This window comes from Rheinheimera sp. F8, from assembly GCF_001518915.1.
In genome coordinates this window covers 1,932,279-1,945,051 of record NZ_CP013656.1, presented here as the reverse complement: position 1 = coordinate 1,945,051, position 12,773 = coordinate 1,932,279, and the positions used below count along the sequence as shown (strand labels likewise).

Here is a 12,773-nt window from a genome sequence, read left to right as displayed (position 1 = left end):
AATCGCTCAACAGGGCATTCCGGCCGATGAATGCCCAAATCCAAACGCTGAATTAATGCGCCGCACCCGGCACATAGTGATGGATCCAACCTACGCTGTAGAAATAATGGGTCACTTCCGGTAACACAAACACCGTAGCCGCTAACCCTACAATCGTCAGAACAATGGTATAAGGCACTGCCATCCACACCATCCGCATATAAGACAGCCGGATGAGCGGTGCTAACGCGCTGGTCAACAGGAACAGGAACGCTGCCTGGCCGTTTGGCGTCGCCACACTTGGCAGGTTTGTACCCGCATTAATCGCAATAGCCAACATTTCAAACTGCTCACGGCTGATCCGGCCCGCTTCCCACGCAGCTTTTACTTCGTTGATGTAAACAGTGCCAACAAAGACATTGTCACTGACCATTGATAACACACCGTTTGCCATAAACAACACTGCCAGTTGCAACTGCCCGTCAAACGTCAGTACCCAGGTAATGATTGGGGTAAACAGATGCTGGTCAATAATTACCGCGACTACGGCAAAAAACACCACCAACAGGGCGGTAAAAGGTAGCGCTTCTTTAAATGCATTGCCGATGGCATGTTCGTCGGTGACACCACAAAAAGTGGTTGCGAGGATAATCACCATCAGACCAATCAGGCCAACCGACGCAATATGCAGGCTCAGACACAGGATCAACAATACGGAAATAACTCCTTGTACCCAAAGCTTGGAGATATCCGAAGCGGTCAGTTTTGCGCTTTGGTGTGCATCATAGTCAACCAGCACTGTGCGCACCGCATCCGGCATTTTGTAACCAAAATCAAACCACTTTAGCTTCTCTACCAGCGCAGTGGTCAACAAACCTGCAATGAGAACCGGTACACTGACCGCACACATCCGCAGCGCAAACTCAGCAAAACCCCACTCAACCGCTTCTGCGATGATCAGGTTTTGCGGCTCACCCACCATAGTCGCTACGCCGCCCAAGGCAGTACCGACACCGGCATGCATCAGCAGGTTACGCAGGAAACCACGGAAATTCTCCAAATCGGTACGCGACAACTCACGGACCTCACCATCAGCATTGTGATCGTGACTATCCAGAAAAGTCTTGCCTGACGATATTTTGTGATAAATCGCGTAAAAGCCTACCGCTACGCTAATCACCACGGCCACCACAGTCAGCGCATCGAGGAAGGCCGATAAAAATGCCGCCATGACACAAAACGCCAGCGAAATGCCGGTTTTGGATTTCACCCGCAACAACAACTTGGTAAACACAAACAACAGCAGATCTTTGACGAAGTTAATGCCGGCAACCATGAACACCAGCAGCAGGATTACTTCAATATTGACGGAGACTTCATGCATGACTTTTTCAGTACTGGTCATGCCCATTGCGATCGCCTGAATTGCTAACAAGCCACCGGGTAATAATGGGTAACACTTTAATGCCATCGCCAGCGTAAAAATAAATTCCAGCACCAACAACCAGCCGGCGACATAAGGGTTCTGAATAAATACCAATGGATTCAAAAACAGAAAGGCAATTATGGTTAGTTTGAACCAGTTGGGCGATTGCCCGAGAAAATTGGTGTACAACGCCAGCGCAGTGCCAGATGGTTTCATAGCGGATCTCACTTGTTATTATCTGATTTGATCTTCAACGGCAGTTTCGTCAACGTTTAATGTAGCGTAACTGAGATGATTCGCCTGCCCTGCCAAAGGGTAAATTACGGTCCAGTCCCGAAAAACATCAACGACGTCAGATTCTTATACCTGAGTTAAAGCAAATATGTCTATGGCAGCTCCATGACAATTGTGAATACAACCTGAAATTTGCGACCGGTTTACCAGCCTTGTCGCCGACCAACATCTGTGCGTTGTTATATAGTCCATCGCAAAAAAAAGCCCGGCAAACACGCCGGGCTTTGTTTTATACATCTTATATTGCTGATATATCAGGATTTCTTATCCAGTAGCGACAGAATAAAGGCATATTCCTGCGCCACTTCTTTCATCCGCGAGAAACGACCGGATTTACCACCGTGACCCGCTTCCATATTGGTGCGGAATAATAACGGTTGCGCGTCAGTTTTTTCAGTTCTGAGCTTCGCCACCCACTTGGCCGGTTCAAAATACTGCACTTGTGAATCGTGCAGACCTGTTGTCACCAGCAGTGCCGGGTAAGCCTGCTTCTTCACCTGGTCATAAGGCGAATAGGACAGCATATAGTCGTAATAGGCTTTTTGTTTTGGGTTGCCCCATTCATCAAACTCGTTGGTGGTCAGTGGGATTGATTCATCCAGCATCGTCGTGACCACATCAACAAAAGGCACGTTGGCCACTAAAGCGCGGTATTTCTCCGGCGCCATATTGGCAACAGCCCCCATCAACAGACCACCAGCGCTACCGCCCATGCCAAAGACTTTGTCTTTCGCGGCATACTGCTGTTTGACCAGATAGTCGGTGACATCAATGTAATCAGTGAAGGTATTGATTTTCTTCAGTAATTTGCCGTCTTCATACCAGTGACGCCCCATTTCCTGGCCACCACGGATATGAGCAATGGCATAAACAAAACCACGGTCGACTAATGACAACACGCTGGCGCGGAAGCTTGGCGCAGATGAAGAGCCGTAAGAGCCATAAGCGTACTGATACAGTGGCGCTGAACCATCCTTGTTAAAGCCTTTGCGGTATAACAAACTGACCGGCACTTTGGTACCGTCGCGGGCTTCAGCCCAGACCCGTTCGGTCTGATAGTTGGCGCGGTCAAAACCACCTAACACTTCCTGTTGCTTCAGCAGACGTTTTTCGCCACTGCGTAAATTCACTTCATAAACGGAATTCGGCGTGGTCAGCGAGGTATAGCTGTAGCGCAACCATTCGGTGTTTTGTTCCAGATTCACATCGGTTGCTGCGACATACACAGGTTCATCCGAACTGATATAGCTGGCTTTCGCCGGGTTTTGCCACGGCAACACACGGATGCGGTTTAAACCTTCACTGCGTTCGTTAATTGCCAGATAGTCGTTAAACAACTGAAAAGATTCGATAAACACGTTCTTGTCATGCGCCAGTAATTCAGTCCAGCGTGCGCGGTCGCCGATTTGATCGTCAGACACGGCCATGATGCGGTTATTCGGTGCATTCCAGTCAGTGCTGATGATCCAGCGTTTGCCCAAATGGTCCGCTTCGTATTTGAAGTCGCGCTGGCGCGGTGCAATGGCCTTAAACTCGCCTGTTGGCTGGTTGGCCGGAAGTACGCGGATCTCTGAGGACACCGTACTACCCAGCCACAACACAACAAACTGGTCATCACTGCTGTTACCGATACCGGTGTAGAAGCTGGTATCTTTTTCTTCATACATCAGCACGTCTTTGGCCACCGCTTCACCGAGCTGATGGCGGCGGATTTTATTGCCTAATAAAGTTTGTTTGTCTTTTTCAATATAAAACAGATGCTTGCTGTCGGATGACCACGCCAGCGACGCTTCTACGCCGGTCAGAACATCCGGTAAATCTTTGCCGGTTCTGAGGTCGCGAACCCGCACCGTGTATTGGCGGCGGCCATTCGTGTCTTCGGCATAGGCAACCAGATTATTATCCGGACTGACGGCATAATTACCGACCTGATAAAAATCTTTGCCGGCGGCCATTTTGTTGACGTCCAGCAGCACCTGTTCTTCGCCGGTTTTCAGCACTTTCCGCAAATACACCGGATACTGCTGGCCGGTTTCATAACGGGTATAAAAGCTGTAATCGCCTTTTTTCGCCGGCACTGAACTGTCGTCCTGCTTGATGCGGCCAATAATTTCGTCAGTCAGTTTATTGGTCAGATCCTGATACTTATCGGCATATTGTTGGTAATAGGCGTTTTCAGCCTGCAGATGCGCCAACACTTTCGGGTCTTGTCGTTTGTCATCGCGCATCCAGTAATACGGATCCACGCGGTCGCCGTTGGCTGATTTTACGGTATAAGGGATTTGTTCCGCCACGGGAGCCTGCACTGGTTGACCAGCCTGGCTGATGCCGCTGATTAACATTGCGCCGGCGCCCAATAGTGCGGTCCATTGAGAGAGAGGTCGATTTGCCATTTTCGCTTCCTGTTATTTTTTTGCTTCATGCTCATACATTTACAACTTTGCTTGTTTAACATATTTGACACAAGGCTGCCCACTGGAATGCGCTCAAACGACAGCGTTGGCCGCCTTATAAAGTGTAACTAAGGATTATTTCCCGACTTAATCGTTTTAAATTTCGCCTGTTCCGGCAATCAGTATTCACAAACCAGAATATCTGCGCTTATATTACTGAGATACATCACGCAGGAAACCATCATGGCTTTAATGACTGTAGCCGAAGTAGCGGCTTTTTTATCAATTCAGGATATCCGGGTCGAACGACTGGCACGGGAAAATTTATTAGTACCGGCCGACAAGGATGCTGCAGGCAAACCGATGTTTGAAGAAGAAGACGTGAAGCGTTACAAGGTGTTAGCTGAGCGTCTTGGCGGCATCTGAATGCTGACAAGGGAACTGGCGTAATGTAAGTTGCGCCAGTTTTGCTTTATCTGCACCACCTTCCAGCGATTTGTACCACAACCAGCAAAACCCACTATATAACAATGACGCTAACTGCAACCGCTCGGCTAAATCTTGCCGCGCTTGGGGGCGGAATTGCAGATATAGACTCAGCAATTGTTCCTGCTCCTTCGCATTCAGCTGCAGATTCAAACATAACGCTGCCAAATCAAAGGCACTGTCGGCTTGCTGGCAATACTCATAATCAATCAGCCATAACTGCTGGTGCTGCAACAAAATATTGCCGCTGTGCAAATCCATATGACACAACACCTGGTCACCCGGTAATAAGCTGAATGCGCTGGCTGCAGTGCGAAGTCGTTGCCAGTCCTGCTCATCACCCGCACTCCAGGCATCGTTAAACACTTTGTCGCGCAGTTGTTGCAGATAGATAAAGGGGTCTAACACCGGCGTCTGCACTTTCAGCTTGTGCAGCCGCACCAGTTTTTCCACCAGCTGCAATAAATGCGTATGGTGTAGCTCCCAGTCAAAATGCCGGCTGTGAGTCAGAAAATCACTGATCAGAATGCGTTGGTGGTTGTTCAGGCACAACGGCGCTGGCGCGACGCCAACGGCAGCTGCGGCATGCTGACAGCGCAGTTCCTGTTGCCGGCACACGCCGGCCACGCCAGGTTTATAGTGCCGCACCAGATAATGACCACGCTGGGTATGCACATAATAATTGTCATTGGTGCTACTGGCCGCCAGCTTTTGCAATGCCAGCGGCACATGATTAGCAAAAAACTCTAGCCGCTGACACAGATGCCAGATGCGTTGTTCAGTTGCTGTTGCCGGTAGTTGCTGCGCCATGCGAAATATCCCGAAGCTGCGGTCAGCGTATAAATAACAAAAAGCGCACTGAAAAAATACAGATCTTTTTGCAGATACATATAAATAGAAGCCGCATCAATGACAATCCAGTACAACCAATTGGAGACGACTTTCTTCGCGACCAGGTAGGTTGTCACCACGGCAAAACAACTGATTTGCGCACCAAGCCAGGCAAAATCGGTACTGGTGAATTGCTGCATCACAAAGCCCAGACACAAACCGGCAGCCGCCGTCAGACTGATGAGCAGCAGATGCTGCGAACCACGCCACTCCACCACCTGCTGCGCCTGACCGCTCTGATTGCGCAGTTGCTGCCAGTTCCACCAGCCATACAGCGCCATTCCGGCGTAATACAGCTGCAGCAGTGCATCGGTGTAGAGATTCGCGCTCAGCATGATTTGCAACGTCAGCACGGTACTGGCCAATGCTGCCGGCCAACACCACAGGCTATGGCGGATCGCCAGCACTGTGTACGATAGCGCCAGCACTGTCGCAATCAGCTCCAGCGCTGTCTGTAGCTGCCATTGATTCAGCAACTGCTGCCACAGTTCCATCATGGCCGCAGGTCACCGTGCAGGAACTTCACGACAAACACCACTTTGCCATAACGTTCAAACGACCAGCGAATACAGCGTTGCAGCGCCGCCATCACCGTATCGTATTCACCAAAAATCTGTGTGCTCATGGTATTGGTCAGCACGTGCAGGCCGGCTTCTTTATTCAGTTCTTCGATAAAACCTTTAATAGGCTCGATGTAATCGCTGGTCAGCGGATATTTACTGATTTCGATCGAAAGTTGCATCACGATGTCCTTTTAATTGATTCAGAACTGATAAGTCGCGGTCAGACCGATCCGGCGTGGTTCGCCAAATTGCTCATATAAATGGTCGGTATAACCATCACGCGGGTCGTTACCGAAATAAAAACCACGCACACCGTAGGTTTCATCCAGCAGATTGCGGCTCCACAGTGCCAATTCCCACTGAGACCACTGATAGCTTGCCCGGAGATTCAGCAAATTACTGTGCGAAGCACGGATGTTTTCAGAATCTGAGTAGTAATAGCCATCTTTGTGTGCATACTGCGCCGAAATTTGCAGTGCTTCCAGCGGCGACCAATCGGCGCCGACACTGAATTGATACTCAGGCGCCTGCGCTTGAGCGCGACCACTCATATCGAGGCCACCTTTGGTGACAAAACCGCGGATCTCCGACTTCAGCACAGCACCACTGAAATGCGCCACCAACGCAGGGGTCAGCTGCCAGCGGTTTTCGGTTTCCAGACCATAATTGCGGCCACTAAATGCATTATCGATATAACCGACAAACTTCGTACCTTGATTAATCCAGGCTTTGAGCTGCATATCGTCCCGCCACATGTAAAACGCCGAGACCCGGCTGACCAGCGTGTGGTCAGCATTTTGACCTTTCACGCCAAATTCAGCGTTAATCAGCTGCTCCGGCGCGAAAGTGGCTTTGCTGAGTAAGAAATCCTTTAACCCGGTCAGTTTGGGGTTCAGGGTTTCAGCCAGGGCTTCCCCATTCACCCCACCTACCTTATACCCTTTGGAGACTAAGCCATAAATCTGACTCAGCGGGCTGACTTGATAGGCAAGGCTGAGTTTGCCGCCCCACATCTGGTCATCACCTTCAGTACGGATACCGTTATTGTCGGTATATTCATCCTGATATTGCTCCAAACGGCCACCATAAGTCAGCGTCAGGTCTGATGCTAATTGCTGTTCATTCTCTGCATAAACAGCCAGATTCTGCCGTTCGAAATCACTGATAAAATTCTGTTCAAGCCAGGTATATAAGCGCGTTAAATCAATCGTTTGCTGGCTGGCATACAGACCGGCCACCCAGTTGTGACCTTGTTGATTTTTACTGATGAACCGTTGTTCAAGACTCAGAAAATCGCGATCGCGTAAATATTGGTCAGTCGATGAATATTCATCCGGGTGCAACCCGACATAACCCCAATCTTCGTCGTAACCATAATCAGTGTCGGCTTTTAACAGGCTAAGCTGTGTCAGGCTATCTACGCTGGCAAAACCTTGGTACTGCAATTTCAGCGCGCTGGCATCGACATCTTGTTTATCCTGACCGGGTTGGTCTGACAAGGTTGTACGATTACGATCAAGCGAAAAAGCATCGTAGCCATTGTCGATGTTGTGATGGTTCCACAACCAGTCGAGTGTTAAATCCTGATTCGGTTGGTAGCGCGTTTTCAAGCGGAACGTGGTTTCATCGATGCCGTTGGTGTCTTCGCGTTGCAGAAAATCGTTACGGATAAAGCCATCAGATTTTTGCTGATCAGCCACCAGTCGCACAGCAAATTGTTCTGTCAGCGCCTGATTTAAAGTCATGCTGGCCTGCCAGCTGTCGTAATTCGCAGCGGTCAGTTGTACGCGACCTTCGCTGGCAAACATCGGGTCAGCTGTTTGCAGGTTCAGCATACCTGCCAGTGCATTGGCGCCAAAACGAGTCGCTTCCGGGCCACGGAATACTTCGAGCTGTGCGGTGTCGGCCAGCGACAACAGTCCTAGGGCTGAGTAGTCGATGCCGTCGACCAGCAAGCCCACCGATGGATTGATGTTATCGACAAACTCACTGCGCTCACCCACGCCACGCATTTGTAAAAAACGACTGCGCGACGCGCCGGCGGACGCGTTCAAGTTTGCGATATTGGCAAGTAAATCATCAAGATGCTGCGCAGATTGGCGTTTGATGTCGGTTTCGCCCAGTACGACGACACTACCCGGCAGTTTTTGCAGATTGGTCTGGCGAAAATCCCCACGCACCTCAATACGTTCGACATCCTGCACAGTGACAGCCTGCTCTTCAGCATGTATTGCGCCGGACACAAGCAAGGCAATAGCAGATAACGCCGGTAAAAACGGCGGACGCTGAAGAGTTACAGACGAAAAATGACCGACAGATAAAGGCGAGAATGCACGTAACATCAACTTACTCCGGTTGGGACCGGGATCATGCGCGCGCAGCTGGAAGTTTTCACACCATCCCTCCGCCGGTATGACCCGGATCAGGTTCTAAGGGTTTGCCTTGCGGCATCTCAGCTTTCGCACCCCTTGGTTTGGCCGGCAGTTTAGCGGCTTTTCTGTACAGTCGCAAGAAATCAGAAAAATTCATCTGGGTACAAGCTGGCAAAATATTTTTCAGCAGCTAGGGTTAATCAGAACGTCATTTTTGACGTGCAGTTATAACAAGAGGAAAACTATGAAAAAAAGTCTTATCATCCTGTTGGCAGCCGGGGCTCTGACCAGCAACATCGCTTTTGCTGAGGAATCAGAAGAAGTTGTTTACTCTACCGAAGGCTATTGCCTGTTATCCAATGAAGGCGCCTCAGACGAATATCTGAAAGCCTACGCCAAAAAACTTGGCGCTAAACCAACCAATTCAGTTTGCGCCAGCTTCAAAAAAATCGTTGAAGAATCACGGCCACGTGAATGGGATTATCCCGCCGGTCGTGCTTATCCGGGCAGCGTGATCAAGCTGTCACCGAGCCAGGTCGCATTATTAAAATCACTGAAGAAAAAAGACGGCAAAATGTAAGTCGCCTGCTCAGCTCTGCCATTTGGCAGAGCTGATCTCCTTGTTATTTCTCACAATTTTATCTTCCCTCTTGCATTTCTGTGTCAAAGCGCATTAACTGAGCCGCATCGTTCCGGAACCAAGGAAGCTGTGATGCGACGGATCCGATCCCTGCCGATCTTACTGAGCATGGCTGTATTGCTGACGCTCAGCGGCAAAACAATGGCTGCAGAGGACTGCACCACACTCTCTGCAACTGAAACCCTGCCCACTGCGGCACAACATTGGCGTATCGCTAAAGTCCTGTTTGCCCGTAACGACATTTTTGATCTGAACAACAAACACAGCGTCTGGTTTCACCGCTTTGCCAATGAGTATCATGTGATCACCAGCGAGTCCGCACTGCGTGAAGACCTGTTGTTTCAGGAAGGCGACCGGTTGGACCAAGCCGTACTGGCTGAAACCGAACGCCTGTTGCGCGCCAGACGATATTTGCGCCATGCCGAAATCACTATCTACGCCTATTGTCCGGCCAGCCAGACCGTGCAGGTCACAGTACAAACCTGGGACAACTGGTCACTATTGCCGCGAATTTCTCTCGGCCACACCGGTGGCGCGACCAAAGCCAATCTGGGCCTGGCCGAAGATAACCTGTGGGGCACCGGCAATCAGGCACAAATTGAATACTTCACCGACAGTGAGCGCGATGGTTACAAGCTGCAGTTTCATAGCCCCAATATCAGTGGCAGTCACTGGCAAACGACTATGCAATATGCCGATACTTCAGACGGTGAAAGTTACCGGCTAAATCTGGCAAAACCCTTTTACCGGCTGTCTTCCGAGCGCGCCTACAATCTGGATATTTTCAAAGAAATCAAAGATATCAGTGAATATGCCCGCGGAGATGTCTACAACGAATACAAAAGTAACCAACAGTTAATCGAATTAAGCAGCGGCTGGAGTTTCTGGCGGGACAGCGACAGTGTGCAGCACCTGAATACCGGTGTGACGCTGGACGAACGCAAATTTGATTTGAACAACGACAGTACGCAGCCGCCGCCGGAGAACCGCGATTTATCTCAGGTCTGGCTCAGCTGGGAGTTTTTACAATCGGATTATCGCGAGCTCACCAACTTCTTTTTGTGGAACCGGGTCGAGGATGTCAATTTTGGCTGGCAGGCATCCCTGCGGCTAGGTCGCTTGCTGGAAAGCCTGGGCGCAGACCAAGGCGGCTGGCATTGGCAGGCCAAAGTGCAAAAGAACTTTGAGATCAATGATATCAGCTGGTTAGTCGGCCAAATCAGCTATTCACAGTTACACCGTAACCAGTTGCAGGAGCAGCAGTTGTTTCAAAGCGAGTTGCGTTATGTCCGGCATTTGTCGGCACAACAAGTACTAATCGCTCAGCTGCAATGGTCGGTGGGTAAAAACCTGTTTCGCGACCAGCGTATGACCATCGGCGGTGACGAAGGCATGCGCGCCTTCCCGCTTTATTATCAAACCGGCGATAAAGCCGCGATAGCGTCGCTGGAGTACCGCTATATCACGCACTGGCATGTGTATCAGTTGCTGGATGTGGCATTGGCAGGTTTTATTGATGCCGGGCGGGCCTGGGATAATCCGCAGCGACCGGCAGGCCCGGACGATGATCAGAATCTGGCCGGTTATGGCATCGGCATCCGCCTGTTACCCAGCCACTCCAGCCGCGGCAGTGTGATCAGTATCGATTTGGCAAAACCAGTCAGCGACAATCCGGAATTATCCGGCTGGCGCTGGCGTCTGATCGCGAAAAAGCCGTTTTAATGCCGACCCGCTAGGCCTGACAATGCCGGCAGAACACCGTGCTGCGCTGGCCTAAACGGATCTCCTCAAGCAGACTGTTGCAGCTGATACAGGCTGCGCCGCCACGTCCATACACCAGTAGTTCCTGCTTAAAATAACCCGGTTTGCCGTCGGCCTGACTAAAGTCTTTTAACGTGGTGCCACCTTGCGTGATGGCCTGCGCCAGGATCTGTTTCACCACTTCGACCAACACTGCGCATTGCGCCAAAGTCAGTTGATTAGCCGGTTTGGTCGGCAAGATGCCGGCTTTAAACAGGGATTCATTGGCGTAAATATTCCCCACGCCAACCACGACATGATTATCCATCAGCACCAGTTTGATGGCGCTACTGCGTTTTTGGCAATGCGAGAACAACTGCTCCGCGTGAAACGCAGGCGTCAGTGGTTCTGGCCCTAAAGTGGTTAACAACGGATGATCAGTGCCGGTTGCTTGCCACAGCACAGCACCAAAACGACGGGTATCGTTCAGACGTAATAAGGTCTGGTTATCCAGCACAATATCGACATGGTCATGCTTACCGGTGGGCGTATCGGCGCTGAGGATCTTCAGATTGCCGGACATACCGAGGTGCAAAATAATACTGCCGCCAGGCACTTCAATAAGCAAATATTTGGCACGGCGGCTGACGTTTAGCACCGGCGCATTCGTCACATTCATCACTTCTGCCGGCACCGGCCAGCGTAACATTGGCTGGCGCACATCAATACGACGAATGGTTCTGTTCGACAGGTGTGGCGTGATGCCTAACCGAGAGACTTCGACTTCTGGCAATTCAGGCATAACAACTCCGGTTTAACGTAAAGAAGGCGGGCACAGCTTGTCAGCGGTAGCCTGATCGATCGGGAATAACACTTGCTGATGCTGCAGATACCATTGCTGTTGGTCAACCGCAATGAGCCACAGCATCGGTTGCGCCTCACCACTTTGATAAAGCAAGACGCGGCACACATGCGCCAGAATTTGTGGGCCATCCTCTTTTGCGGCAGGTAACTGAAAATCTTGCCAATACTGCAAAATCGTTTCTGCTGCTGGCAGCTCCAGTTGCGGTTCGAAGCGCCAGGCCGGCCCGGCTTGCTTGAGCGTCGCGCGCGGGAACTGCACTTGCAGCAGTTTTTGACCCGGCGCAACGATGCTGATGGTCTGGTCGCGGTTTAACATAAAAGCCAGATGGCTGGGCGCTATGTAAAACAGGAAAAACAGTGCCAGCACACCGAAGATAATCAGATTGTTCCAGGATTGACGGGATAATCTCAGCATAGCATTCGTTGATGACCTGAAGATGCTGGCAGTGTACCGGATAGAGTTGCAGTCGCCAATTTGTCTGATCTCTGGCTTCGAGTGTTGCGATCGTTTCAGAGAGAGGTATTTCAAACGGCTGCGGATTTACCACAGGCTAAAAAAACAAAACCCGACACAAGGCCGGGTTTTGCTTTTGGAAATAAATCCGATTACTTGATTTTCGCTTCTTTGAAAATCACGTGCTTGCGCACTTTAGGATCGAATTTTTTGATTTCCATTTTTTCTGGCATGGTGCGCTTGTTCTTATCAGTTGTATAGAAGAAGCCAGTACCAGCAGAAGAAACTAAACGGATCTTATCGCGCATTTGCTAATTCCTTAAACCTTTTGACCTTGCTTACGCAGGTCAGCTAAAACGGCATCGATACCATTTTTATCGATGATACGCATAGCCTTAGTTGTCAGGCGCAGCGTGACGAAACGGTTTTCACTGTCAACCCAGAAACGGTGAGTTTGCAGGTTTGGCAGGAAACGGCGCTTAGTTGCGTTGTTGGCGTGTGAACGACGGTTACCTACCATCGGACCTTTGCCAGTGATTTGGCATACTCTAGACATGTCAATAAATCTCCAAAATTACTTCAGCTCGAGCTATCGTCATCCTTCTGGCCAAGAAGAATGCCCCGGATTTCTGAAAGGGCGCAATTTATACACGATCAGCTAAAAAAACTCA

Annotated in this window: 13 protein-coding genes and 1 riboswitch; of the genes, 3 read left to right on the top strand and 10 right to left on the bottom strand. The window is 50.2% G+C overall.

The features are described from left to right. Nucleotides 1-52: 52 nt before the first annotated feature. Together nhaB and ATY27_RS08770 are read right to left on the bottom strand one after the other, a co-directional pair. A complete protein-coding gene (gene nhaB, locus ATY27_RS08775; RefSeq protein ID WP_208932852.1) occupies nucleotides 53-1,621 on the bottom strand; it encodes a sodium/proton antiporter NhaB in 1,569 nt (522 codons plus the stop codon). Between the two features lie 332 nt (nucleotides 1,622-1,953). After that, complete coding sequence (locus tag ATY27_RS08770) at nucleotides 1,954-4,092, bottom strand: S9 family peptidase (protein ID WP_244151409.1); 2,139 nt, start codon at nucleotides 4,090-4,092, stop codon at nucleotides 1,954-1,956. 243 nt (nucleotides 4,093-4,335) lie between these two features. Here ATY27_RS08770 and ATY27_RS08765 point away from each other — a divergent pair, with 243 nt between their 5' ends. Beyond that, nucleotides 4,336-4,518, top strand: a complete 183-nt coding sequence (locus tag ATY27_RS08765; protein ID WP_208932853.1) for a helix-turn-helix domain-containing protein — start codon at nucleotides 4,336-4,338, stop codon at nucleotides 4,516-4,518. On the opposite strand, the gene ATY27_RS08760 is transcribed toward ATY27_RS08765, so the two are convergent. From ATY27_RS08760 to ATY27_RS08745, 4 genes are read right to left on the bottom strand one after another with little or no spacing between them, the layout of a single operon-like run. Further along, nucleotides 4,492-5,388, bottom strand: a complete 897-nt coding sequence (locus ATY27_RS08760; RefSeq protein ID WP_208932854.1) for a phosphotransferase — start codon at nucleotides 5,386-5,388, stop codon at nucleotides 4,492-4,494. The two genes, ATY27_RS08765 and ATY27_RS08760, sit on opposite strands and share 27 nt — an antisense overlap. Beyond that, nucleotides 5,325-5,966: a nicotinamide riboside transporter PnuC gene (gene pnuC / locus ATY27_RS08755; protein WP_208932855.1), complete on the bottom strand. Its 642-nt coding sequence runs from the start codon at nucleotides 5,964-5,966 to the stop codon at nucleotides 5,325-5,327. The genes ATY27_RS08760 and pnuC overlap by 64 nt, the downstream gene beginning before the upstream one ends. Next, a complete protein-coding gene (locus tag ATY27_RS08750) occupies nucleotides 5,963-6,211 on the bottom strand; it encodes a YkoF family thiamine/hydroxymethylpyrimidine-binding protein (RefSeq protein WP_208932856.1) in 249 nt (82 codons plus the stop codon). Before ATY27_RS08750 ends, pnuC begins: the two co-directional genes overlap by 4 nt. Nucleotides 6,212-6,232: 21 nt before the next feature. Continuing rightward, on the bottom strand, nucleotides 6,233-8,374 hold the full coding sequence (locus ATY27_RS08745) for a TonB-dependent receptor (protein ID WP_208932857.1): 2,142 nt from the start codon (nucleotides 8,372-8,374) through the stop codon (nucleotides 6,233-6,235). Between the two features lie 40 nt (nucleotides 8,375-8,414). Next, nucleotides 8,415-8,511: riboswitch (TPP riboswitch) on the bottom strand. Between the two features lie 137 nt (nucleotides 8,512-8,648). Between ATY27_RS08745 and ATY27_RS08740 the strand changes: the two genes are divergently transcribed. Both ATY27_RS08740 and ATY27_RS08735 read left to right on the top strand, forming a co-directional pair. Then, the gene (locus ATY27_RS08740; protein WP_208932858.1) at nucleotides 8,649-8,984 is read left to right on the top strand and encodes a hypothetical protein; all 336 of its coding nucleotides are present in this window, start codon (nucleotides 8,649-8,651) and stop codon (nucleotides 8,982-8,984) included. A gap of 132 nt (nucleotides 8,985-9,116) precedes the next feature. Beyond that, nucleotides 9,117-10,766 (top strand): BamA/TamA family outer membrane protein, encoded by a 1,650-nt coding sequence (locus ATY27_RS08735; protein WP_208932859.1) that lies wholly within the window; start codon nucleotides 9,117-9,119, stop codon nucleotides 10,764-10,766. Nucleotides 10,767-10,776: 10 nt separating this feature from the next. Here the strand turns inward: ATY27_RS08735 and mutM are convergent, their stop codons facing one another. The 4 genes from mutM to rpmB form a co-directional block, all read right to left on the bottom strand. Beyond that, nucleotides 10,777-11,586, bottom strand: coding sequence for a bifunctional DNA-formamidopyrimidine glycosylase/DNA-(apurinic or apyrimidinic site) lyase (mutM, locus tag ATY27_RS08730; protein ID WP_208932860.1), 810 nt, complete (start codon nucleotides 11,584-11,586; stop codon nucleotides 10,777-10,779). Between the two features lie 12 nt (nucleotides 11,587-11,598). Further along, a complete protein-coding gene (locus ATY27_RS08725; protein ID WP_208932861.1) occupies nucleotides 11,599-12,063 on the bottom strand; it encodes a hypothetical protein in 465 nt (154 codons plus the stop codon). Nucleotides 12,064-12,254: 191 nt separating this feature from the next. Beyond that, nucleotides 12,255-12,410 carry a 50S ribosomal protein L33 gene (gene rpmG, locus ATY27_RS08720; RefSeq protein ID WP_031566726.1) on the bottom strand — a complete coding sequence of 52 codons (156 nt, stop codon included), beginning with the start codon at nucleotides 12,408-12,410 and terminating at the stop codon, nucleotides 12,255-12,257. A gap of 11 nt (nucleotides 12,411-12,421) precedes the next feature. Then, entirely contained in the window at nucleotides 12,422-12,658 is a 237-nt protein-coding gene (gene rpmB / locus ATY27_RS08715; protein WP_208932862.1) for a 50S ribosomal protein L28, read from the bottom strand. Nucleotides 12,659-12,773 lie beyond the last annotated feature (115 nt).